22 protein-coding genes and 2 pseudogenes are annotated in these 23,271 nt (G+C 64.9%); 15 read left to right on the top strand and 9 right to left on the bottom strand.

Translation table 11 applies throughout. The annotated features are described in order from the left end of the window. Positions 1 to 57: 57 nt before the first annotated feature. Genes A9W99_RS04500 through A9W99_RS04485 form a run of 4 tightly spaced genes read left to right on the top strand, consistent with a single transcriptional unit; the run spans position 58 to position 3,585 of the window. The gene (locus tag A9W99_RS04500; protein ID WP_067374061.1) at positions 58 to 597 is read left to right on the top strand and encodes a TetR/AcrR family transcriptional regulator; all 540 of its coding nucleotides are present in this window, start codon (positions 58 to 60) and stop codon (positions 595 to 597) included. A 50-nt stretch (positions 598 to 647) separates the two neighbouring features. Beyond that, a complete protein-coding gene (locus A9W99_RS04495; protein WP_067374058.1) occupies positions 648 to 1,256 on the top strand; it encodes a TetR/AcrR family transcriptional regulator in 609 nt (202 codons plus the stop codon). Continuing rightward, entirely contained in the window at positions 1,253 to 2,338 is a 1,086-nt protein-coding gene (locus A9W99_RS04490; protein ID WP_067374055.1) for a DUF1214 domain-containing protein, read from the top strand. Before A9W99_RS04495 ends, A9W99_RS04490 begins: the two co-directional genes overlap by 4 nt. Beyond that, positions 2,335 to 3,585 carry a sulfotransferase gene (locus A9W99_RS04485; RefSeq protein WP_067374051.1) on the top strand — a complete coding sequence of 417 codons (1,251 nt, stop codon included), beginning with the start codon at positions 2,335 to 2,337 and terminating at the stop codon, positions 3,583 to 3,585. Before A9W99_RS04490 ends, A9W99_RS04485 begins: the two co-directional genes overlap by 4 nt. A gap of 49 nt (positions 3,586 to 3,634) precedes the next feature. On the opposite strand, the gene A9W99_RS04480 is transcribed toward A9W99_RS04485, so the two are convergent. Both A9W99_RS04480 and A9W99_RS04475 read right to left on the bottom strand, forming a co-directional pair. Continuing rightward, on the bottom strand, positions 3,635 to 4,675 hold the full coding sequence (locus A9W99_RS04480; RefSeq protein ID WP_067374048.1) for an LLM class F420-dependent oxidoreductase: 1,041 nt from the start codon (positions 4,673 to 4,675) through the stop codon (positions 3,635 to 3,637). Between the two features lie 2 nt (positions 4,676 to 4,677). Next, positions 4,678 to 5,091: a nuclear transport factor 2 family protein gene (locus tag A9W99_RS04475; RefSeq protein ID WP_256389935.1), complete on the bottom strand. Its 414-nt coding sequence runs from the start codon at positions 5,089 to 5,091 to the stop codon at positions 4,678 to 4,680. A gap of 87 nt (positions 5,092 to 5,178) precedes the next feature. Between A9W99_RS04475 and A9W99_RS04470 the strand changes: the two genes are divergently transcribed. From A9W99_RS04470 to A9W99_RS04460, 4 genes and pseudogenes are all read left to right on the top strand, one after another. Next, positions 5,179 to 5,742 carry a PadR family transcriptional regulator gene (locus tag A9W99_RS04470; RefSeq protein WP_067374045.1) on the top strand — a complete coding sequence of 188 codons (564 nt, stop codon included), beginning with the start codon at positions 5,179 to 5,181 and terminating at the stop codon, positions 5,740 to 5,742. A gap of 296 nt (positions 5,743 to 6,038) precedes the next feature. Further along, positions 6,039 to 7,256, top strand: a complete 1,218-nt coding sequence (locus tag A9W99_RS04465) for a GNAT family N-acetyltransferase (protein ID WP_067374042.1) — start codon at positions 6,039 to 6,041, stop codon at positions 7,254 to 7,256. Then, positions 7,256 to 7,354, top strand: a pseudogene (locus tag A9W99_RS27095) (hypothetical protein); the annotation flags it as partial. The gene A9W99_RS04465 and the pseudogene A9W99_RS27095, both read left to right, overlap by 1 nt. A 23-nt stretch (positions 7,355 to 7,377) precedes the next feature. Beyond that, positions 7,378 to 8,319, top strand: coding sequence for an FAD-binding oxidoreductase (locus A9W99_RS04460; RefSeq protein WP_067374039.1), 942 nt, complete (start codon positions 7,378 to 7,380; stop codon positions 8,317 to 8,319). A 6-nt stretch (positions 8,320 to 8,325) separates the two neighbouring features. Here the strand turns inward: A9W99_RS04460 and A9W99_RS04455 are convergent, their stop codons facing one another. Further along, on the bottom strand, positions 8,326 to 9,513 hold the full coding sequence (locus A9W99_RS04455; RefSeq protein WP_067374037.1) for a cytochrome P450: 1,188 nt from the start codon (positions 9,511 to 9,513) through the stop codon (positions 8,326 to 8,328). 164 nt (positions 9,514 to 9,677) lie between these two features. Between A9W99_RS04455 and A9W99_RS04450 the strand changes: the two genes are divergently transcribed. Then, positions 9,678 to 11,498: an acyl-CoA dehydrogenase gene (locus tag A9W99_RS04450; RefSeq protein ID WP_067374035.1), complete on the top strand. Its 1,821-nt coding sequence runs from the start codon at positions 9,678 to 9,680 to the stop codon at positions 11,496 to 11,498. A gap of 16 nt (positions 11,499 to 11,514) precedes the next feature. Here the strand turns inward: A9W99_RS04450 and A9W99_RS04445 are convergent, their stop codons facing one another. From A9W99_RS04445 to A9W99_RS04435, 3 genes are all read right to left on the bottom strand, one after another. Then, complete coding sequence (locus A9W99_RS04445) at positions 11,515 to 12,735, bottom strand: PPE family protein (RefSeq protein ID WP_067374030.1); 1,221 nt, start codon at positions 12,733 to 12,735, stop codon at positions 11,515 to 11,517. An 11-nt stretch (positions 12,736 to 12,746) separates the two neighbouring features. Continuing rightward, complete coding sequence (locus A9W99_RS04440) at positions 12,747 to 13,046, bottom strand: PE family protein (RefSeq protein ID WP_067374026.1); 300 nt, start codon at positions 13,044 to 13,046, stop codon at positions 12,747 to 12,749. A gap of 407 nt (positions 13,047 to 13,453) precedes the next feature. Further along, complete coding sequence (locus A9W99_RS04435; RefSeq protein WP_256389934.1) at positions 13,454 to 14,965, bottom strand: FAD-dependent monooxygenase; 1,512 nt, start codon at positions 14,963 to 14,965, stop codon at positions 13,454 to 13,456. Between the two features lie 246 nt (positions 14,966 to 15,211). Between A9W99_RS04435 and A9W99_RS04430 the strand changes: the two genes are divergently transcribed. From A9W99_RS04430 to A9W99_RS25825, 3 genes are all read left to right on the top strand, one after another. After that, the gene (locus A9W99_RS04430; protein WP_067374020.1) at positions 15,212 to 15,787 is read left to right on the top strand and encodes a hemerythrin domain-containing protein; all 576 of its coding nucleotides are present in this window, start codon (positions 15,212 to 15,214) and stop codon (positions 15,785 to 15,787) included. A gap of 149 nt (positions 15,788 to 15,936) precedes the next feature. Further along, entirely contained in the window at positions 15,937 to 16,836 is a 900-nt protein-coding gene (locus A9W99_RS04425; RefSeq protein ID WP_067374017.1) for a hypothetical protein, read from the top strand. A gap of 25 nt (positions 16,837 to 16,861) precedes the next feature. Beyond that, the gene (locus tag A9W99_RS25825) at positions 16,862 to 17,290 is read left to right on the top strand and encodes a hypothetical protein (RefSeq protein WP_082929816.1); all 429 of its coding nucleotides are present in this window, start codon (positions 16,862 to 16,864) and stop codon (positions 17,288 to 17,290) included. A 10-nt stretch (positions 17,291 to 17,300) separates the two neighbouring features. On the opposite strand, the gene A9W99_RS04415 is transcribed toward A9W99_RS25825, so the two are convergent. Both A9W99_RS04415 and A9W99_RS04410 read right to left on the bottom strand, forming a co-directional pair. Continuing rightward, positions 17,301 to 18,017, bottom strand: a complete 717-nt coding sequence (locus A9W99_RS04415; protein WP_067374010.1) for a CoA pyrophosphatase — start codon at positions 18,015 to 18,017, stop codon at positions 17,301 to 17,303. Between the two features lie 24 nt (positions 18,018 to 18,041). Then, a pseudogene (locus A9W99_RS04410) lies at positions 18,042 to 19,292 on the bottom strand (DNA polymerase); the annotation flags it as partial. A gap of 74 nt (positions 19,293 to 19,366) precedes the next feature. Here A9W99_RS04410 and A9W99_RS04405 point away from each other — a divergent pair. Genes A9W99_RS04405 through A9W99_RS26415 form a run of 3 tightly spaced genes read left to right on the top strand, consistent with a single transcriptional unit; the run spans position 19,367 to position 21,410 of the window. Next, positions 19,367 to 19,765, top strand: a complete 399-nt coding sequence (locus tag A9W99_RS04405; protein ID WP_067374004.1) for a Zn-ribbon domain-containing OB-fold protein — start codon at positions 19,367 to 19,369, stop codon at positions 19,763 to 19,765. 31 nt (positions 19,766 to 19,796) lie between these two features. After that, positions 19,797 to 21,008 (top strand): thiolase family protein, encoded by a 1,212-nt coding sequence (locus A9W99_RS04400; RefSeq protein ID WP_067374001.1) that lies wholly within the window; start codon positions 19,797 to 19,799, stop codon positions 21,006 to 21,008. A gap of 54 nt (positions 21,009 to 21,062) precedes the next feature. After that, a complete protein-coding gene (locus A9W99_RS26415; protein WP_156622934.1) occupies positions 21,063 to 21,410 on the top strand; it encodes a hypothetical protein in 348 nt (115 codons plus the stop codon). 16 nt (positions 21,411 to 21,426) lie between these two features. Here A9W99_RS26415 and A9W99_RS04395 read toward each other — a convergent pair whose 3' ends face one another. Next, the gene (locus A9W99_RS04395; RefSeq protein ID WP_067373998.1) at positions 21,427 to 22,893 is read right to left on the bottom strand and encodes an amidase; all 1,467 of its coding nucleotides are present in this window, start codon (positions 22,891 to 22,893) and stop codon (positions 21,427 to 21,429) included. Positions 22,894 to 23,271 lie beyond the last annotated feature (378 nt).

The raw sequence follows: 23,271 nt of genomic DNA, 5'->3' as shown, positions 1-23,271 counted from the left end.
TGTCTCAGCATGAGGGAAGAATTTCACCCGGTCCGGCGACGCCAGGAGCCTGGTTAGATGCCACGCGATGACTGGTTAGTGGGTCGAGACCGCCGCAGTGAAGCCGCCGAACGCATCTACGCCGCAGCTGCCGACCTCATCTCGCGACACGGATACGAGGCTTTCACCATCGAGGCCTTGGCAACCGAGGTCCACTGCTCGCCTGCGACCATCTACCGCCATGCCGGAGGCAAGGCTGCAATCCGTGACGCCGTAGTTGCCATCCAATCGGTTCGCATCGTGGAAACGGCACGGGAGGCGATCCAGGGTCTTTCGGGTCCGGATCGCGTAGTCACTGCCACCATCGTCGCTCTGCAGAGCCTGCAATCTGATCCACTAGCCCAGCTCATGCGGTCAATGCACACGACGCCCGTCAGCGAGTGGATCACCAGTTCGCGCACCGTTACCGGCTTCGCCGCCGAGATGCTTGGTCAGGAGGATCCCGATCCACTCGCCGCACAGTGGCTGATCCGCGTCTTTCTCGCACTGTGGTGTTGGCCCGTCAAAGACCCCGTCACCGAACGCACGTTGCTACAGCGGTTCTTGCGACTTGGGTAAGGCGCAGTATCTCTTGACAGCTTTACGTTACGTGATGTAACGATATTGGCATGTCTGCGCACGCTGCCGTCCGCGGTCGTCCGCGCGACCCCCGCACGCAGCGCGACATCATGGACGCCACCCGCCGCCTGCTGGCCCACGACGGCTACGACCAGGTGACCATTGACGCGATCGCCCGCGAGGCCGGGGTGAGCCGCCCCACCGTCTACCGGCGCTGGCCGTCCAAGGCGCACGTGGTTTTCGAAGCCGTATTCGGTCAGCCGCCCGATGCCGCACTGGTCGAGAATTCGGGTGACTTCGAGGCCGATCTGCTGGTGTTCGTCCGCGGGGTGTTGCGGTTCTGGCGCGAACCCGTCGTCGAGGCCGCCGCGCTCGGCATCCTTGCCGAGCGCCACCGCGACCCGGCCCTGCACATCCGCACCCAGCAACTGCTCGACGAACGCACGCTCACCGAGTTCGCCGCCCTGGTGCGCAGCGGCGTCGACCAAGGCCTGGTGCGCCGGGATGTGGACGTCGACATGCTCTACCAGGTGCTCGTCGGCACCGCCTTCTACGCCGCGCAGGTGCAGCAGCACGGAAATTCTCAAGACCTAGATGCCCTCGCAGAACGCCTGTGCGCCATGGTCATTCGAGGCGCCGAGAAACGGAGAAGTAGATGACAACCGATCTATCCGAAGCCTCCGAAGCCTTCAACGGCCTGCTGGACGAGGTGCGCGCCATCGAGCAGAAGATCCTCGCCGCAGACCCACCACTGGACGAGCCCGACGTACTCGACGGCTACCGCTTGGCGTTCAGCGTGTTACGGGTCGCCGTCGACACCTACGTCTGGGGCGACAAGGACAATCCGATTCTGGTCGACGTCATCGGCCCCTACCTGAAATGGGGCGGCGACAACTCCGATGCGTTCTACCAAGTCGCTCCGATCGACCCGAACCGTACCTACCGGATTACCGGGAACCGCGGCGACGCCGTCTACCTGTCGATGACGGTTTACGGCGGACCCGACGACGGCCGCTACAGCAACCGCATCGTCGGCACGATCAACGACCGCAACCTCGAGTTCGACGACGACGGCAACTTCGAGTTCACCCTCAGCCCGGAACCGCAACCCGGAACCTGGCTCAAACTCGATCCCGACGCCGTGCACGCGCTTACCCGTGACTACCTCACCGAACCGGCCACCGGACGTCGCACGCAATGGAAGATCGAGGCGATCGATCCGCCCCCGCGAAAATTGGACGCCCCAGAGGATTTGGCCCGGCGGTTCCGCGCCGCACGCACCTGGCTGCGCGAGCAGATGTCGTTCCTGCCCACCCGCGTCCAACCGCCCAACCAGATCGCCGAGCCCTTCCCTGTGCCGCAGCACGCCTACGGTTGGTCGGCGGCCGACGCCGCCTACGCCATGGGCGCCTACGACTTGAAACCCGACCAGGCCCTGGTGATCGACGGTACGTCACCGGACTGCGTGTTCTGGAACCTGTGCCTCTGGAACCCGTTCTTGCACACCTACGACTACACCTACGAACGCGTCACCATCAACGGCGCGCACGTCGCCTATGAGACGGACGGCTCGTGGCGAATTGTGGTCAGCGACAAGGATCCTGGGCACCCCAACTGGGTGTCCACCGCGGGCCGTGCCCGCGGGCTGATCTGGTTGCGCTGGTTCCTGCCCGAGGAGACACCGGTGCGGCCCACGTGTCGCGTCGTCCACGTCGCCGACGTGGCAGGGATGACGCGATGACGGACCGTCCTGCCGATATCAGGCTGACGGATCTGGCCAATCCCGTCTATCCGGCTGCGGCACAACCGATCCGCGACGGCCTGGCCGCTTACGGCGCGACGTTGCGGCTGCAACCCGAAGAGATGCTCGCGGCTGCAGAACAGCGCACCGGCCTGGACAATTGGGGTGATCCGGGATTCCGGGAACGGCTTGATGTGTTGTGCGCATCGCTGCGCGACGAGGCGGGGCTGTCCGACACCGGCGTCGCGGTCGCTTTCGAGCAGGTGGTGCAGAACCTGGTCAATCGGCTGCGGCTGGAGGCGCTGATCGCCGAGCACCCCGAGATCGAAGACGTCCCCGTCGAACGACCGATCATCATTTGCGGACTCCCGCGCACCGGCACCACGCACCTGCACAACATGCTGGCCGCCGACCCGTCGCTGCGGCACCTGCCGTACTGGGAGAGTCTGGAACCGTTCCCCTCACCCGACGAGGCCAGCGACGAGCAGCCGCGCCGCGACCGTTGTGCGACCGCACTGGAGCTGACCAACACGTCGATGCCGGAATTCAAGCGCATGCACGATATGACGGTCGAGCATGCGCACGAAGAGATCCAACTGTTCGCCAACGACATCTCCGGGATGTTGCTCGAAAGCGTCTACCACATACCAAGTTTCGCCGCCCACTACAAATCGCACGACCAGGGGCCAAGCTACGCTTACCTCAAGCGCATGTTGCAAGCCATGCAGTGGCTGCGAGGGGGCACCCGATGGGTACTCAAATCACCGCAGCACCTGGAGCAGTTCCCGACGCTGCTCGCCACCTTTCCCGACGCGACATTCGTTTTGACACATCGGGATCCGGTGGAGGTGACATTGTCGATGGCGACGATGATCTGCTATTCGGCGCGGATGGCCATGGCGCGGCCGGATCCGGTGAAGATCGCGCGCGATTGGCTGGACCGAGCCGAGGATCTGCTGAACGCGTGTTTGCAGGACCGCGACCTGTTGCCGCGCGCTCAGTCGATCGACGTGCGGTTCACCGACTTCATGGCCGACGAGGAGGGCACCATCGCACGCATCTACCAGCGCGCCGGGCAGCCGTTCGACGACTCCGTGCGCAAGGCCATGGCGGAATTTCGCGCCGAACATCCGCGTGGCCGCTACGGCGGTGTGCTCTACAATGCCGATGACTTGGGACTGGACCGCGAGGAGATCGCCACTCGGTTCGCCGCGTACCGCAGACGTTTCATCGATGACGCCGAATGACGGGTGGCAGGATTAATGCACCCGGCCGAGCACGAACGGTTTTCGTTCGTCAGTCCACCAGTTCTCGAAGGGCCTCGATGAGCTTGACCTGTTCGGCCGGCGTCGCCGCGATGGGTGCCACGGTCAGGGTGGTGACCCCAGCCTCGCGGAACGCCGCGACCCGCTCCTTGACGAACCCGGGAGGCCCGATCAGGTTGACGTCGCGCACCAATTCGTCGGGTACCGCCTTGGCAGCGCGGTCCTTTTCGCCGGCCAGATACAGCTCTTGGATCCGGTCGGCCTGCGGGCCGTAGCCGTATCGGGTGGCCAGGGTGTGGTAGAAGTTCTTGCCCTTGGCGCCCATGCCGCCGATGTAGAGCGCCAGGTGTGGCTTGACGAATTCGCGTAGCGGCTCGACGTTCTCGCCGATCGCCAATACCGGCCCGGCGTAGACCTCGAGCTCACCCAACGCGGGATCCCGCTTGGCTTGGCCGGCCGCCAGGGCCTCGCCCCACACGCCGCGCGCCTTCTCCGGTAGATAGAAAATCGGTTGCCAGCCCTCTGCGATCTCGGCGGCGAGCTCGACGTTCTTGGGGCCCAGCGCTGCCACCAGTACCGGAATGCGTTCCCGGACAGGCTGATTGATGAGCTTGAGGGGCTTTCCGAGGCCAGTGCCGGATTCGGGCGGCAATGGGATGGTGTAGTGCTTTCCTTGGTGTTGCACGGTCTCCCGCCGCCACACCTGACGGCAGATCTCGATGACCTCGCGGGTGCGTGCAATCGGAGCATCGTAAGGCACACCGTGAAATCCTTCGATGACCTGTGGTCCGGAGGCACCCAGGCCGAGGGTGAAGCGGCCGTCGGAGACGTAGTCGAGACCCGCGGCGGTCATCGCAGTCAGGGTGGGAGTGCGGGTGTAGAGCTGCAGGATGCCGGAAGCCAATTGAACCCGTTCGGTGCTGGCCGCCAGGTAACCGAGTGCGCTCACCGCGTCGAACGAATACGCCTCGGGGACAAAGACGATATCCAGACCGGCGCGTTCGAGGTCGGCTACTTCGGCGGCCACCTCCTTGAAGCCGCCCGCGTAGTTGATGGCCAATCCGATTCGCATGGTCAGCGCTGCCCCGCCTCGGCGAGTTCGAGGGCCTCCTGTTGGATGCGGTCGAACTGCGCGCCCATCGCCTCCGACAACGCCGTCGCGCCCGACAGTGGTCGCACCATCACCATGAAGTCGTCGATCAAGCCGTCGTCGTTGAAGTGCAGGAAGTCGCAGCCGGTGATCTTCTTTCCCGCAACGGTGGCTTCGAATACGAACGCATGGTCGTTGGCGTCATGGATTTCCCGGACGTAGCGAAAGTCCTCGAAGACCCGCAGCACGCCGCGCAGGAACGCCGCGGTTATCGGCTTGCCGACATATGGCTTGAAGGCGATCGGGCTGGTGAAGACGACGTCATCGGCGAGCATCGCCTGGATGGTTGCCTCGTCGCGGTCTTCGACCGCCTTGCGGAAGGGGTGTTTGTTGCTCACGACAGTTGACGGTAGAGGCTGTCGCCATTTATGTCCATAGGTGATTAGTCACTTTGTTGAATAATCGTTGCGTTGTATGATCCGGCTATGTCGCTTCGCGATGCCGTGTTGGCCGCCCTCCTCGAGGGCGAATCTTCCGGATATGACCTGGCCAAGGATTTCGATGCCTCGACGGCGAACTTCTGGATGGCCACGCCGCAGCAGCTGTATCGGGAGCTCGAACGCCTGGCCGAGCAGGGTCTGATCGAGGCTCGCGTAGTCCATCAGGAACGCCGGCCCAACAAGCGGATGTATTCGTTGACCGAGTCCGGTCGCGACGCGATCCGCCATTTCACCGCTAGAGCGCCAAAACCTTCGGTGATCCGCGATGAACTCCTGGTCAAGGTGCAGGCTTCCGATGCCGGTGACCGGCAGACGGTGCGGGAATTCATCGTGGAGCGCTTGCAGTGGGCGACAGGGAAGTTGGAACGCTACGAGCGGTTGCGCACGCGGCTCCTCGGCGGGCGAACCGAGGAAGATTATCTTGCCCATGCCGAGCGTGTGGGGCCCTATTTGACATTGCTGCGCGGAATCTCGTTCGAGCAAGAGAACATTCGGTGGGCCGAGCAGGCTCTAACGGTGCTGGAACGCCGTTTGTCGCCGGTGCCCTGATAGCGGCAGTGTATCGGCGGCCTCACCAGTCACTGCAGTCCCCGGAAGCAGGGGTTGTGTCTTTTGTGCGACTCGCCGCGACAACGGGCCTGGGGCACACATGCAACTCGCATTATGGGCAGCGCCAATCTCGCAACGGACGACGGTTGTCGCGCAGAGCCGGACAAACCGGCATATGCCTCTCCGGCAGAGACGAATGTGGCGGCTGTGGCCGCACCTGTGCGCGAAGTGCGCGGCAATTTCTCCAATAACGAGCCGCTCGCAGAGCCGCGACGGACGCGGGACATGATGGCCACATGAACGCCGACATCCGTGTTCTCGACAGCGAGGACGACCTCATCGCCGCGGCCAACCTGTTTCGCACCGCCATGGTCGGGTTCCCTCCGTTGTCGAACCTGCCGCCCGGCCAGATCAGCAAGCTGCTCGAACCCGGCCGTACCATCGGGGCATTCGTCGACGGACAGTTCGTCGGGACCGCGGACGCCGTATCGTGCGGACTGACACTTCCGGGCGGAACCATCGTCAGTCACGCCGCGGTGACACACATCGGCGTCTCGCCGTCGTTCACCCGGAAAGGTATCGCCACCGATCTAGTGCGTCATCAACTGCGCGACATCGCCGCACGCGGTGAGGTGGTCGCGACGCTGCGGGCATCCGAGGCGACGATCTATGGGCGCTACGGCTACGGAGTGGCGAGCTCATGCCAAAGCGTCGAGGTTCAGACGGCGCGGGCAGTGCTTCGTCCAGCCATCCGCTCCGGCGGGCCGGTGCGACTGCTGGACCCGGCCGAAGCATGGGATGTACTGCCGAGGATTTATGCCGACAATCGGCCTTCCCGCCCGGGATCCGTTGACCGCGCAGCAGTGTGGTGGGAGGGCTTGCGACTGCGCGCCGAATCATCCGCTCAGCCTTCGTATATCGCGGTGCACGGCGAGCCGGGATCCGAGTCGGGGTTCGCCCGATACCGGCCCGTCGATACCGAGCAGTGGTTCATCAGTGATCAGCGCACCATCGTGGTCGAGGATTTCTTCGCACCCACCACTGATGCCTACCTTGGACTGTTGCGCTTCCTGTTCGGGCTGGATCTCGTTGACCGCGTGATGTTCTGGATGCTCCCCCTCGATGATCCGCTGCCCTTGCTGCTATCGGATCGACGAGCCGTGAAGGTTCGCGCGGTATACGACGAAACGTGGCTTCGGATCGTCGACGTCCGACAGGCGCTGGCTGCGCGCGGATACGCCGAAGCGGGGTCCGTCAACATCGAGGTGAATGACCCACTCTTGCAGAGCAATTCGGCCACATTCACGATCACGGGTGACGGCGCCGAACCGACGGATTCGCCCGCCCAACTGCACGTCGATGTAGAGGGCCTTGCCACCGTGCTTCTAGGCGGTGCGACGTGGCGCGGTCTCGCGGTTGCCGGATTGGTCCAGGCCGACGATACTGCGGCACTTGCCGAGGCCGATCGGCTGTTCACCGTGCCCCAAGCACCGTTCGCGGGTTTCTTCTTCTAGTGGCGATCGCGAGCGCGGCGCAGCCGGGCGAGGCGGGTCGTCACCATCAGACCAGGGCGATCGCGAGCGCGGCGCAGCCGGGCGAGGCGGGTCGTCACCATCAGACCAGGACTTAGCGCGCGTGATTGTCGTCATCGGTGCAGGAATATGTGGGCTCGCCGCCGGGTATGAGCTGACGCGGCGCCAACAAGACGTGATTGTCTTCGAGCGCGGCGAGCCATTTGCCGAACAGTCCAAGGGGCTCGCACGGATTTTCCGCGTCGCGCATCGGCGCCCGTCGCTATGCCGGCTCGCGATCAGGGCGCGCGTCGGTTGGCGGCGTTGGGAAGCAGATTTCGGTGCGGGACGATTGCTTGGCTCCGAAGGATTTATCGCCGCCGGTCCCAGCGACGACGTCGCAGCCGCCATGACCGACGCTAGCGCCACGTTCTCATGGCTTGACCGGTCGGCGATCGCGGCACGGATCCCCTTCGCAGTTCCACCTTGGGAGACAGGCGTTTTCGATCCGCTCGGCGGATGCTTGCGCATCCGGCGGGCGCTGACCGCCCTGGCCCAGCGGGTGAGCATCCGTCGCGACGAGATCGCCTCGGTTGCCGACGACGGCTCGATAGTCCTTGCGGACGGCACGATAGTGCGAGCCGATCGCGTGCTCATCTGTGCTGGCGTTCAGACGCCGGCACTCTTCGGGCCGCTCGACGTCGAGTTCCTTCCGCACACTCGCATCACCTACGAAGGGCCCGATGCCGTTGGTGCGGCATGCCTTTCCGCACCCGAGGGCTACGGGCTGCCGGTGGGCAGCACGGGCCGGTGGGCATTCGGCCAAGTCACGCCAGACCCCGCGACCGTGCACGCGCTGTTCCCGTCGCTGGTGCCGGTCGACCAGGTGAACTGCGTCACGGTGCGCGCGCCCTGGCTGGATGCCGGCGGCGACGGGTGGACCGTGAGTCGCCGCGGCCGCGTCGTCGCATTCGTCGGCAGCAACCTGATGAAGTTCGGGCCGCTGCTCGGTGAGCTGCTGGCCCAGGCCATGCTGAGCGACGAGCTGCCCAGCGATCTGATCTGAACGCCCTTACCGGCGAAAACTTGCCAGCAGCGATTCGAAACCTTGAAGTGTGTTGTTCAGCAACCGAACCGGATTCTCGACCCTGATCTGCTCGACTTTCGGGATCATCGCGCGCAACAACGCATGCATCTCCATCTTCGACAGGTACATGCCGACACAGGCGTGGGCACCGAAACCCCATCCGAGGTTGGCACCCTTGCGATGCAACGAGAAATCCTCAGGCCGTTCGAACTGGGTTTCGTCCATGTTGGCTGACGCATAGAGCAACGCCACGCGATGGCCCCTGCGCAGAACAGTGCCGTCGATCTCGGTGTCGCGCTTGATCATTCGCGTGAACCCACGCACCGGCGAGCCGAGGCGGACGGCTTCGACCGTGGCGACCGGCACAAGATCGGGATCACGCCGCAGCTCGCTCCATACGTCGGGGTTGGTGCCCAAGCTCCATAACAGCTGGGCGGATGCCAGGATCGTGGTATCCAGGCTCGGGCCGATGAAATCGATCACCATCGCCTTGGCCTCCGCCGGGTTCAAAGTGCCGTCATGGCCCGCGGCCAGAATCGATTCCGCCCACCCGCCGCACTTGACGTTCTCGGAGCGGAGAGTTCGCGCATAACGCCGCAGGCTCAATCCGGTAGGCATTGCCCTCAACGTTCGACCGTTGATCGGTCCCAGGACGTCGAATGCGCCGCGGCCGTAGTTCAGCATTCGGTGGTGGTCGATGTCGACACCGACGAGATCGGCGACTACCCGGATGGGGAGATGCGCGGCGAAATCGGCGACTCCGTCGAACTCGTCACGGTGGCACAGCTTATCGATAAGCGCGGATGCCTCCGCTTGCAGAATCGGGTCGACCGCGGCGAGTGCTTTGGCCGAAAGTGATTGCAGCAGTTGGCGACGCCGCCTGACGTGCGCGTCGCCGTCGCTGGCGAGCGTGGTACCCGCGGCCAGGATATTGGTGATCGGATTGGCAGCGACACCGTCGCCGCTGCAGTAGGTCTTGTCGTCGCCGAGCGCTTGGCGGACATCCCGGTAGCGGCCCATGACCCAGGACCGGTGCTTTGGCAGCCACACCGCGGCTCCCGCATCGCGGATCCGTCGGTAGGTCTCGACGGGCTTGAGCAGCGTCTCCCTGCTGTAGAGGTCTATCGGCAGCGTCGGAGTTCCGGCTGCAGGTCCGCGATCAAACACGCTCATGATTGAACACCCACCGACGTCGCGATATGCGAACTTGGGCGAGCCGGTCAGCCGAATCGATTTCGCAAAACGGGGGCGGGCGACTGCCCGTTAGAGGAGGATCTTTGTCGCAGAGCGGCCGAGGGGTGCTGAAACCGCGTTTTGTGAATGTGTGGAGGACAGCGATGGGTCATTACCGAGCGAATCTGCGAGACCTGGAGTTCAACCTGTTCGAGGTTCTCGGTCTCGACGCCGTGCTCGATTCGGGCGCCTACGGTGACCTGGACACCGCGACGGTGCGTGAGATCCTCCGCGAGGTGGCGCGGCTGGCCGAGGGGCCGATCGCGGCCTCGTTCGTCGCAGCCGATCGCAACCCGCCGCGCTTCCTTCCCGATGAGCACACCATTGCGGTGCCGGATTCCGTGCGACCGGCCGTTGCCGCGTTCAAGGACGCCGGATGGTGGCGAATCGGAATGTCCGAGGCGATCGGCGGAATGTCGGCACCGGCTCCACTGACTTGGGCTGTCAACGAGATGATGATCTGCGCCAACCCCGCCATTCAGTGGTACAGCACGCCGCTCATGTCCCAGGTGCTCGCGCTGGTCGGTACCGAACAGCAGAAGCAATGGGCGCGTGTGGGTTTGGATCGCGGCTGGACGGGAACGATGGCCCTGACCGAGCCCGACGCGGGTTCTGACGTCGGCGCTGGGCGCACCAGGGCAATACCGCAACCGGACGGCACCTGGCATATCGAGGGGGTGAAGCGGTTCATCTCCGGGGGCGACGTCGGTGACACTGCGGAGAACCTGTTCCACCTCGTGCTGGCGCGGCCGGAGGGTGCCGGACCCGGCACGAAGGGCCTGAGCCTGTTCTACGTTCCGAAATTGCTCTTCGACCCGGACACGCTGGATCTCCGCGAACGCAACGGCGTGTTCGCGACGGCGCTGGAAGACAAGATGGGCATCAAGGCCTCGCCGACCTGCGAATTGACCTTTGGCGCTAATGGCATTCCGGCCGTCGGGTACTTGGTCGGCGACGTACACAACGGCATCGCGCAGATGTTCAAGGCCATTCAGTACGCGCGAATGATGGTCGGTATCAAGTCAATCGGAACCTTGTCGACTGCGTATCTGCACGCACTCGACTATGCGCAGCAACGGGTGCAGGGACCAGACCTGAGTCGTTTCATGGACAAGACGGCGCCGCGGGTACCGATAACCCGCCACCCGGACGTGCGGCGAAGTCTCATGTTGCAGAAGGCCTATGCCGAAGGGTTGCGCGCACTGTACATGTACGCGGCCGCCTACCAGTACGAGTCCGGAGTTGCGCTGGTGGACGGAGTGGACGCCGATTTGGCCGCACGTGTGCATGATCTTCTGCTACCCATCATCAAGGGCGTCGGATCCGAGAAGTCCTACCAGTGGATCAACGAAAGCCTGCAAACACTGGGCGGGTCGGGCTTTTTGAAGGACTATCCCATCGAACAGTACATCCGGGACACCAGGATCGACTCGCTGTACGAGGGCACGACCGCGATCCAGTCGCTGGACTTCATCTTTCGCAAGGTGGCGCGCGACCGGGGTGTCGCCTTCGGGCACGTCGCTGGGCAGATCACGACGTTCATCGATAACATCGCCGGCGACCGGTTCAAGGCCGAGCGCGCGCTGCTGGCGGCGGCCCTGTCGGACGTCCAGGCGATGACGGGCACCCTTACCACGTATCTTTTTGCGGCAGAACGTAATCCCACCGAACTGTACAAGATCGGGCTGGTGTCGGTGGCTTTTTTGCACGCCGTCGGCGACCTGCTCATTGGGTGGCGCCTGCTGGTGCAGGCCGAGATCGCTGCCGCCGCAATCGATGCCGGCTCCGATGAGTCGTTCTATCGTGGCAAGATCGCCGCCGCCGCATTCTTCGCCAAGACCATCCTGCCGGCGATCTCTGCGACCCGAGTTGTGGTCGAGAACGTCGACATCGAGTTGATGGACGTGGCTGACGACGCCTTCTGACATCGCGCGCGCCGCATCATCCCCCGGCCGGCGGCTGTGCCACCACCGTCGGCTTGAACCCGTATTTGGGAGCGGCGAACGGGACCGGTGCACCGCGTCCACCGCCCAACAACGGCAGTCCGTTGAACGCGTTGGTCGCCGGTTCCCCGGCTCCCGCGAGTCCGTTCAGAGTCACAAGTGGTGTGGTCGGCGTCGGCGCGGCTCCGGCCCACGCCGACGGAACCGACAATCCGCCGACCGACATCGCCCGACCAACCCCTGCTGCCGCACCGCCCATCACGTTGGGGAACGCATGGGGTACCGACTCTATGGCTTTGGCTATCTCCGGGGCCGCCTTGGCCGCCTGTGGCAACAGCGCCTGGCTGAGGCCTTGGATGTCTTTGAACGAGGTTGTGAAAAGCCGCACGGGCGAAATCAGCCTGATGAATGTGTCGAACGGGGTGCTGGCGCTCAATGTCGACGATCCAGTCAGGCCCTTCAGAAGATCGCCCAACACCCCATCCACGACGATCCCGCTGCCGTTGGAGGTCAAGCTCAGGCCGAGCGGGTTGAGCGCAGCAGTGATATCGGCCGTTCCGGGCGGCGTACTCGTCACGCCGGCCAGACTCTGCAGCGTGCTCGGGATTGCTTTCAGGCTTTCGGCGTTGACGCCCGTGCCGGTTGCGACAGCTCGGCCGACGGCAGCGGCCTGGCCGGCCAGTCCGGCGGGGTTGGTGGCCTGTGTTGCCGGCCTGAACGGCGTCAGCGTCGACGCCGTCGCCGAAGTCCCCGCGTATCCGTACATCGCGGCCGCGTCCTGTGCCCACATCTCGGCGTATTGGGCCTCGGTGGCCGCAATCGCGGCGGTGTTCTGACCGAGGAAGTTTGTCGCCAGCAGCGCCATCAATAAGGTGCGGTTGGCCGCGATCTCCAGCGGCGGGACGGTTTGGGCGAACGCCGCCTCATAGGCGCCCGCCGCCGCTGCGGCCTGGCCGGCGACCTCATCGGCTTGTCCGCCGGTGCCGCTCAGCCATGCCAGCTGGGGGAACGCGGCCGCAGTCATGGATGCCGCGGATGGTCCCTGCCACGGCCCGTCGGTCAAGCCGTTTATCAGCGTCGCGTAGGCGGACGCGGTGGTGTGCAGTTCGCTGGCCAGCGCCTTCCACGCCGCCGCGGCGGCGAGCATCGGAGCAGAGCCTGGACCGGAGTACATCAGCGCGGAGTTGATCTCCGGCGGTAACAACCCGAAATCGACCATAGTTGATCCGCCTAGGCCACCGCGGTCGCGTTCGCAGCCTCGGTGGCCGCATACGATCCGGCGCTGATCTCCAGCGTGGTTGCCAATTGCTCGCGGATCGCTGCGGCCTGAGCGCTTATTTCTTGGTAAAGCCTTGCATGGGAGGCGAATTGCACAGCAGTCAGGATGGACACCACGTCGGCTGCGGCCGGCACCACTCCAGTCGTCGGGACTGCCGCGGCCACGTTTTCGGCCCAGACCGATGCATTCAAGGCTTGCATTTCCGCAGCGGTCACGGCAAGCACCTGCGGCTCTGCGATAACCATCGACATGTTGCTCCTCAAAAACCCGTTTCATCAATGAGTTTCAGTGACGGCGCTGTCACCGAACCACCTGCGAGGGTAGGTCAGCCGCATCCGGGAATGACAACTTCCCGCGCGCTAATTCATTGCGTTGTCGACAACCGTTCATTTTGCCGATCCATTTGAATGTGGCGTGAATGATGTTGTGAATTAATATGTTTGGAGTTTTCTATGACCATTGCGAAGGTAGCCGAGCGTCACGCACGGCCATGTATTCGACGCCCGGCTGGCTAGATATCTAGCACTGCGCCAACGTGTTTCGTTTGAAATCACCGGTGGACGCCGACACCCCTCAGGCAGAGGCGTCAGTTTCAGGGGAGTTCACCTCATAGACGACGCACATATGTGCGGCCTCGCTATGCCCACGGGCCTGGCGCTTAGTCCCCAGTAGGCGGCCCGAACCACGTCGTGAGTGCTTCAGCGAGTCCGTCGCGGTAAGAATCTCCCGTCCAGGCAACGTATCCGTCCGGCCTGATCAACACCGCAACGGGAGCGGTGACCACGCCCAATACCGGAAGCTCCCAGTCACCAACGTATTTCGCGTCAACCGATCGAACACGACCGCTCCAGGCAGCGATGTCGAAGCCGCCGGGATCACCGAGGTTGAGCAGCACCGGCTGGGCCTCACGCAGCAGTGTGAAGACGCGCACCGAACCATTTGCGGTGACGACGTCGAGATCAGGCATGCGGCGCCCCAGCAGTGGGTGCCCGTCGCCGAGGTCGTAGCGAATGTCCAGACCGGACATCATCGCGGCGAAGCGCTTGCGCGGCTCTTCCATGCCCAGGAGTTCGGCAACGACGTCGCGCATCGCCTTGGTGCGATCGTCGGCGCGAAGCAGCGCCATCTGCGCCATTGCGTTGCGCAGCACCCGCGCGGCGACCGGGTGCCGCTCGGCATGGTAGGTATCCAGCAAGCTGTCGGGTGAGGTGTGATTGACCACCTGGGCAAGCTTCCAGCCCAGGTTCACCGCGTCTTGCACACCGGTGTTGAGGCCCTGTCCACCCACCGGGTGATGCACGTGTGCGGCATCGCCGGCGAGCAGTATTCTTTTGTGCCGATAGATCGCGGCCTGCCGCGCCGCGTCGGTGAATCTGGAAATCCAAGCGGGACTGTGGATCTCGTAATCCGTGCCATACACGGCGATGAGCGCCTCGCTCAACTCGGCCAGCGTCGGCTCTCCTCCGGTTCGCAAGTGCTGCTCGGTCACCATGAGCCGCACCGAGCCGCTGTCCTCGACGCTCATCGAATGCACGCCGAGGGCATCGTGGCGGATGCCCCATTCCGGTGGTTTGTCCGGGTCGAAATCCATCTCGACCTCGGCGAGCAGATAGCTCGTCGTCGGATCCCAACCTGGGAATTCGATGCCGGCTGCTTTGCGAACCACGCTGCGCCCTCCGTCGCAGCCGACCAGATACCTCGTGCGCAGCGACCGACCGCCCTCCAGTGCGACGTCCACGCCGGTGCCGTCTTGAGCGATACCCGTCACGTCGTATCCGCGATAGATCGGGACCTTGAGCTCTGCGACCCACTCGGCCAGGATGCGTTCGATGTGCTCTTGCCACAACGCGAGTCCGTAGGGATGCCGGGTGGGAAAGTCGCTGATGTCCAGCCGAATTTGGGCATATCCAGCGACCTGCGCCACCTGACCCGCTGCCAAGAACCGGTCGGCGATTCCGCGCTGGTCGAGGATCTCGATGGTACGCGAATGCAGGCCCCCAGCCCGCGAGCCGATCAGGTCCTGATTGGCCCGGCGCTCGACGACGGCGACGTCGACTCCGGCCAGGGCCAATTCACCGGCCAACATCAGGCCCGTCGGACCGCCTCCGGCGACAACCACCGCGTGGCCGGATGTCGATCCGTCCGCGCTGTGCGACCTATCCGGCGTCAACTCGCCACCCACGCAGCACCCCCAGTCAGTGAATTACGGCTTCGGCCAGCGATTTTGCGCCATACCCCCGGTCTTGCCGCAAGCCCCGGGGTGCGCTATATGTTGAAAGTGAGAGAGTAATTTTCTCCTGTCCCTCCCACGGAACCCGCCGCGAGCCGTTGGTTGCACAGAGCCGTTGGTTGCACAGAGCCGTTGGTTGCACAATGGGACAAATGCCGCAGCGGTCGCCGAGGCTGGGAGTGGGGAATGGCTGACATCACCATGTTGATCCTCGCTGACCACGAATGGTTTCGGGAACAGTTCGCCAGGCTGGACTATCTGCAGTCGCAGGAACCTGTCGATCACGCCGCGCTCGGGCGGGTGTGGCGTCCGCTCGCTGACAAGCTCGACGTACATGCCTATATCGAAGAGAGCATCTTCTACCCGCAGCTGCTGAAGCGGGGTGCCGACGATCCCGAGGGCGAGACGCTCGACGCCATCGGCGATCACAATGACATTCGCGACGGAGTGCGGGCTGCCAACGCAAGCCGTGTCGGCAGCGAGGAATGGTGGGCGGCGGTCGGGCGCACCCGGCTCGCTAACGACGAGCACATGGGCGAAGAAGAACGAGAAGGACTCTCAGACTTCCGTCGCCATGCCCCGATCGGGCTGCGCGAAGCGCTCGGACGGCAATACAGCACATTCATGGCCGAGCATCCAACCGCCGAAGGGTTGCCGATCACCGACCGCGACCCCGAACGCTACGTGGAGAAGGTCGAGGGCGCCCAACGGTCCGAACGCACCGACTTTTCGCTTCGCATCGGCAGCCTCAAAGGCAAGTGAGCTGTGGTGCGCGCCGTTTCGCGTCGAGCCTGCGGTAGTGGCGCCGAACCTGCGCAGAGGGTCAACGTTGGCGGCGAACTCGCGCCCTCCGCGCAGTTTCGGCGATGACCTGAAATAGCGCTGTCGGCATCGCATGGTTAACTGCGACGATGGGCAGAGAACCGGGGCTGGCGCGACGCTTCTTCGATCGATTCGAGCCGGTGCATGCGGTGACGTACTTCGCTCCCGAGGCGCGAGCCGCTTTGGACGCGTTGGGCTACCGCGGGTTTTGGATGGGCTACTTCGCGGCCCGGTCCGCGCCGCTGGGCATGGTTCCGACCGAGGTGGTTACCGCGATCTTCTACAACTTCGCGCCTCAACGGGTCGCCAAGGCGCTGCCGGCGGCGTGGCAGATCGCGGATCCGGAAGCCGCCTTGCGTGCCCGCGATGACTCTGCCGTGGCGACGCTGCGCCGCTACGGTCTGGAGGCAGACGAAAACGTCCGTGTCGCAGCGGAATTGGCCGGGCGTGCGGCGCGCGGTGCACCGCTGGACGCAAGACCGTTGTTCGCCGCGAATCTGGCGCTGCCGTGGCCGGAGGATCCGCTGGCCGCGTTGTGGCACGCCACCACATTGCTGCGGGAACATCGTGGCGACGCGCACGTGGCGGTACTGACCGCTGCGGGGATTTCCGGCCGGGAATCCAACGTGTTGCATGCGGCGGCAGGCAAGGTCCCGCGCGACTACATCGCCCGCACCCGCGACTACGACGAAACCGAGTGGCGACACCACGAACAAAGGCTGATGGAGCGTGGCTTGCTGACCGACGACGGATCCCTGACGCCATCGGGCAGGGAGCTGAAGGACGAGATCGAGGCACGAACCGACCTACTCGCCCTGTCGGCGCTCCAGGCCCTCGGTGACGACGAGGTGGAAGCGTTGTTCCAGGCGCTGACCCCGATCACCAGGGCAGTGGTCGCAGGTGGCGACATCCCCGCCGTAACTCCGATGGATGTACGTCGCCACGAACTACAGGACAGCAGCGCACATTTGGCTGCTTCTTCAGTGTGAGCCGCGCGACCGTGAGGATGAACCCATGAAAGTGCCGTGGGAGCCGATAGACGCGCGTGAAGATGAGTCGGTTGTCGGCTCGATAGCCACCGTCGACAGCCTGGCGGTTGCCGGCTCAGTCGCCACGGCAAAGAGCGTCGCGGTTGCCGGATCGGTTTCGACAGCGGCCAGTGCGGCCGTGGCGGGCTCGGTTGCGACCGCCGGCAGCGTTGCGGTCGCGGGCTCGGCGGGCACCGCGGGCAGTGCCGGGGTGATTTCCAGTGCGTTGATGGTGCTCTGCGTGGCTGTCCGCGAATGTGTGGCATGTCTGGCATGTGTCGCCTGCACCCGTTGCGCGGCGTGCGTCGGCTGTGTGCGCTGCACCGACTGCGTGGCGTGCATCGGCTGCGTGAATTGCTCAGGGTTGCGTAACGCCAAGGGCGCGAGAAACATTCACGTGCAACCCGCCGCATGACCGAGACTGTCTACCGCCAGGCGAATACCGGTTGCTCGAGCTCGTCGACCGGATCGTGGCGGCCTTCGAGGCACAACCACCGCAGCTGCAGCAGCACAGCGCCCGTCGGCGCGTGAATCAAGTCGTTTCCCAACGGGATTTGCACGACCGGTCGGGGGCTCTCCGGGATCGCAATGAATCTCGGTGAATCGGGGCGCTGCAGTTGGTGCAAGCCAACCCGATACACGGCCACCACTTCGTCGGGCGCGGGTTGGGGATCGAGTCGTCCGCCGCCCCAGATCACCACCGGTGTGATGACGTAACCAGACCGTGTTGGGTAGTCGTCGATCAGGCCGAGAACGGCGGCCTCGGACAGTTGGACGGCCACCTCCTCGTCCAGCTCGCGAAGTGCGGCGTCTACCACTGTCTCGCCCGGGTCCACCCGCCCGCCGGGCAGCGCCCATTGCGCAGCATGCGAGGTGAGGCGAGATGCTCTGCGGCACAACAGGAAAGCCGCACCGCCGGAGACGTCGACCATGCGGCCGTCTAAGCTTTCCGGGATCGGCCGCCCGTCGATCCATTCCTCTACCGGCGCCGGGTCCACCCTGTCTTCGCCGACCTCGGAGTCGACCAGCACCACCGCGACGGCCGCATGCCGCTTCGTCGGGTCGGTCACGACGCGGCGATCGTGACCGGTCAAACGGGCACGGATCTGCTCGCGCAGCGCATCGTCATAGGTGATCGGCACCGTTCGACCATATGCATGTGCGGTTCATGCCGTGGCGGCGATACCCCAGTTGAGGCCGTATCCGACCGAAACCTCGAGGGGCACATCCAGCGGATATGCGCCGCTCATGTGTTCGCACACGTGCGCCATCAAGATGTCACGTTCGCCATGCGCTACCTCGAACACCAGCTCGTCATTCGCTTGCAACACCATGCGCGATTTCAGCCCGGCATCGTTGATCGCTTGGTGGACGTTGATCATCGCGACTTTGACGATGTCGGCTGCGCCGCCCGCTACCGACGTGGCCAGCGCGGCCCGCTCAGCGACCTCCCGTACCTGGGGATCGCTGCTGTCAAGTTCGGGCAGGTAGCGGCGGCGGCCCAGCAGGGTGGCGGCATATCCGAGCCTGCGCGCGTCTTCGACGATTCGTCCGGCATCGCCGGACAAGTGGGCCATGACCCGCATCTCGAGCTGGCGGTATCGCGCCGTCAGCAGCTCGGCGTACCCATCCCCCGCCACGAACGCCTGCCGGATCCGGCCGGCCGCAGCATGCAGATCCGGGTCGGACGAACTGAGCCTGCCGGTGGTCTGGTGAAAGGTGGTGTGGACGCGCCCATCGGACGCGATCGAACTCAGCAGTCTGCCGGTCAGTGCCGTCCGATCCACCGCGATGCCTGCGGTCTCCAAGTCGACCAGCACCCGCTGCACCGGCAGCTCCAGCCGGCTCAGCAACGACGACGAGTCGATACGCGCCAACTCCTCGTCAAGCACGTCGGCCAGATCGAGCACCGCGCATGCCTTCAGGATCAACGCCGGCACCGCCTTCCGGTCCAGCGATGAAAGTTGCTGCGGTTCAGCAGCTTCCGTGGGAAGCGCACACCGCATGTGGTGTATCAACAGATCATTGAGCGCCAAGCTGCGATGCTCGGGCCGCAACAGATATGCCGCCAACGCGGTGTCCGAGGCGACACCACGCAACGCCCATCCGCATCCGGCCAAAGCGTGCATCGCGGGCTTGGCCTCGTGTACCGCCTTGGGCGGGCCAGGGTCGGCGAGCCAGGACGCCAGCGCCGCCTCGTCGTCCGGCGTCAACGCGGCGACGTCGATGTAGCGGCCATCCCCGTCCGCCGCCACGATCGCCACCGCAACGGAACCACTGGAAGCCGCGACTGCCAGGCCGAAGCGATTGCCCAGGCTATGTTCGGCCAGCCAGGAGGCGAGCTCTCCGTCTTGCAGCTCCCGCCCGCGCACGTCGAATTCATTCGGCACGTTGTTCATCTCGGCCATGGTCTCCCACCATTGTGGCGACCCGCTGATGCGCCCGATCAATCGCGCTCGCTACCGTCATCAGAGACGTCACGGAGGTTTCTATGGCTGGGCAAATCGCGTTGGTCGATTATCTGGTGCTCGACGATGGCGAACCGCATCTGGTCGCGCAGGAATGTACGAATTGCGGTGCTCGGTTCTTCGACCGCCGCAACGCTTGTGCCGGCTGTTTCGCGACCGAGTTCAAGACCGTCCCGGTTGCGACCGAGGGCACGGTGCGGACTTTTACCATCGTCACCTTCGCCGCGCCGGGGATCCCCGTCCCGTTTGTGGCCTCGGTTGTCGACTGCGAGGGCACACAGGTGCGCGCCAACCTGATCAACGTCGACCCCACTCCAGAGCATGTGCGCGACGGCATGAAAGTGCGGCTGGCCACCTACCCGATCGGCACCGACTCGGCCGGCACCGAGGCAATCGGCTTCGGTTTCGAGCCCGTCCCCTGACTTAGCACCGATTGACGAAGGAGCAGCGACGATGAGCGCCAGCGACGAGATTTGGATCCTGGGTATCCGGATGACCAAGTTCGGCAAGCATCCCGACCGCGACCCGGTAGACCTGGCGGCCGAAGCGGCCACCGGCGCGCTGGCCGATGCCGGCGTGAGCATGGCCGACATCGGAGTGCTGGCGGCGGGCAACCTGATGAATGCGAATGCGGGGCTCGGCCAGCAGCTGCAGAAGCAGATCGGCCAGACCGGCATTCCGGTCTACAACGTGGCGAACGCCTGCGCGACGGGCGCCACCGCGCTGCGCACAGCCATCATGGCCGTCAAGGCCGGCGAGGTCGATTACGGCCTGGCCGTCGGCGTGGAAAAGCTGTCCGGCGCGGGACTGCTCGGAGCGGGCGGGAAGACGAAGGCCGACACCGACGTCTGGGCGCCGAAGGGGCGCTACGGGGCGGTCGCGCCCGTCGACGGGCGGATCGGCACTGAGGCCATGCCCGGTGTGTTCGCCCAGATCGGCACCGAGTACGGCCACAAGTACGGCGGCACCAGCTTCGAACTGTTCGCCAAGATCAGCGAGAAGAACCATGCCCACTCGACGCTGAATCCCCTTGCCGCCTACCAGAAGCGGTTCACCCTCGAACAGATCATGAACGATGTCATGATCGCCTACCCGAACACCCGGCCGATGTGTTCGGCCAACTGTGACGGTGCCGCGGCCGCGGTGGTGTGCAACGGCGAGACGCTGAAATCGCTGTCGCCCGAGCAGCGTCGGCGCGCGGTGAAGGTGTCGGCCTCGGTGCTGACCACCGATCCCTACGAGCCGGGCTGCCAGGTCCTGCCGAACGTCAACACGCTGACCCGCAACGCCGCCCAGACCGCGTACGAGCAAGCCGGAATCGGACCGAGCGACCTCGACCTGGTCGAACTGCACGACTGCTTCGCCACCGCCGAGCTGGTGCACTACGACAACTTGATGTTGTGCGACGAAGGCGGCGCCGCCGACTTCTTCAACTCCGGCGCCACTTGGCGCGACGGGTCGACGCCGGTGAACGTGTCGGGCGGCCTGCAGTCCAAGGGTCATCCCATCGCGGCTACCGGCATCGCCAACATCTGGGAAATCTGCCACCATCTCCGCGGAGAGGCCGGCGAGCGTCAGATCGACAATGCGAAAGTCGGCTTGGCCCATGTCATCGGCTTGGGCTCGGCCTGCGGCGTGCACATTCTGGAAAAGTCGGCGGCTTAGTAGCGCGAGCAGCCGCAAGAATTTCGCAAGCCGTCCGATGCAAGATGACTGATCATGAGGCGAGGAATCGCACCGTTGACGACGGCTCTGCTGGTTCTGGCGGGCCTGGGTGCAGGGACCGCGCAGGCGACCGGCCGGCCGTATTGTCCGGGCGATCCGCCGAACTGGGCTCCCGGCGGCCCGCCGAACACGAGTTTCGTGCATTGGAACTGGAGCGTCTGCCACAACTATCACTACGGGCCGACCGGTGTGGTCGACGAGGACACGGGTCACGTGTGGCCCTATCCCACCGGTCCGATTCCGCCGGCAGGGCCACCCGCGCCTCCGGGATCGCCTCCGCCGCCCGGCTGCCCGCCGTGGGCCACAATCTTTAGCGGCCCGGCGCAGTGCGGCGGGCTCTGAGAAGGCCGCGACACGCCTAGATCGGAGCTACCCGATCAGCCCACGGACACGCCTGTTCAAGCTGGGCCGCCAGCCGGATCAGCAGTGACTCGCCGCCCAGCGGCGCGACGAACTGCACGCCCAACGGCAAAGAGTCGGCGGTCCAATGGAGTGGCAGCGAAATCGCCGGGCGCCCAGTGAGATTCGCCAGCTGGGTGTACGGCACCCAGCCGAGGTTCTGCTGCACCATGTCGTCGACGATCTTGGTATGACGCAACAGGCGGGCGGTGCGAGTCTTGATCAGCGCATCGGCGCCGCGCTGCAATGCGACCGGCAAGTCGAACTCGCCGATCTTCGGCGGTGGAGTCGCCAAAGTCGGGGTCAGCAGCAGGTCGTACGACTCGAAGAACGTGGTCAGCCGCCGGGTGTGCTCGTGGCGCCGCTGTACGGCGTCCACGTAGTCGACGCCACTGGTCGCGCGGCCGAGTGCGGCCATGAGCAGCGTGTCGCGCTCGAACGACTCGTTGCCCGCATCGGCCAACCGCTTGGCTTCGTCCACCTCCCAGGCCAGGTGGACGAACCAGGTGAGCAGGAACTCTCGAGCGAGTGCGGCATCGTCGTACGGCGCCTGCGGCAGCTCCTCGACGTCGTGACCCAGCTCGGACAGCACGCGTACGGACGCATCGACGGCCGCAAAAGCTTCGCGGTGCGGATTCGGATTGATCGCCGACGGCACCCGTACGCCGATCCGGAGTCTGACAGGGTCCTCGCCCAGGCACGACGCAAACGGGGCGTCGGGCACGGCCGGCAGGTATGGCCCGAAAGATTCTCCGCCACAAATGATGTCGAGCATCGCAGCCGTGTCCCGCACGGTCCGAGACACCACCCCCTGAACCGCCGCGCCGTGCATGGACTCGCCGGTCGCCGGGCCCATGGGCGTCAGCCCGCGCCCTGGCTTCAAACCGACCAGCCCACAACACGCCGCCGGAATGCGAATCGAACCGCCACCGTCGTTCGCGCCGGCACACGGCACGATCCCCGCCGCGACCGCAGCTGCCGAACCTCCCGAGGATCCACCTGGCGTCCGCTGCAGGTCCCACGGATTGCGTGCCGGCCCCCATGCCACCGGCTCCGTGATGCCCTTGGCCCCGAACTCCGGGAGGTTGGTCTTGCCAAAGATCACCAATCCGGCGTCGATCCAGCGCTGGACCACGGTGGCGTGCTCGGCAACGGGCGTCGACATCAGCGAGCGTGAGCCTTGCGAGGTGGGCAGACCCGCGTAGTCCTGGGCGATGTCCTTGATCAGAAACGGGACTCCGGCGAATGGGCCCCTGAGGTCGTCGGGCGACGTAGGGACGTCACGCACGATCGCGTTGATCCGCGGGTTTACCGCAGCGGCCCGCTCCCGCGCCTGCGTGAGCAGCTCCGCGGCCGTCACCTCCTTGTCGGCGACCAGCTTCGCCAGCCCGGTGTCGTCGTATTTCCGGTACTCGTCGAAATTCATCGTCTGACCGTATGCCTTTCGGTAACGACGAGTAACCGAAGTTTCGCGGCGGATGATTCGGGAGATCCTGATCGGGAGCAACTACAGACTTCCCGGGAGGCCTCGCGTGGATCAGCCAGGCGGCAGCAATTCAAAGCCGGTGCCGAAGGACGCCCGGAGGGCGACTGACGCGCAGCGTGAAGAGGAAGAGCAACTGGAGCACCAGCACGACGACCCTGACGCGCCGGGTTCGCACCAGTCTCAACGCCAACTCCCCGATGAGAGCACGCGGTAGCACGTAACTGCCGTAGGACCCTTTCCTGCTGCGGCAGCTTCCCGGCGGAACCAGTTAATGGGGCGACACGGCGGCGTAGCGCGTGGGTTCAAAGTTCTCATCTC

The organism is Mycobacterium sp. 1164966.3 (assembly GCF_001665395.1).
Taxonomy (GTDB): Bacteria; Actinomycetota; Actinomycetes; order Mycobacteriales; family Mycobacteriaceae; genus Mycobacterium.
This window is presented reverse-complemented; position numbering and strand designations above follow the sequence as displayed.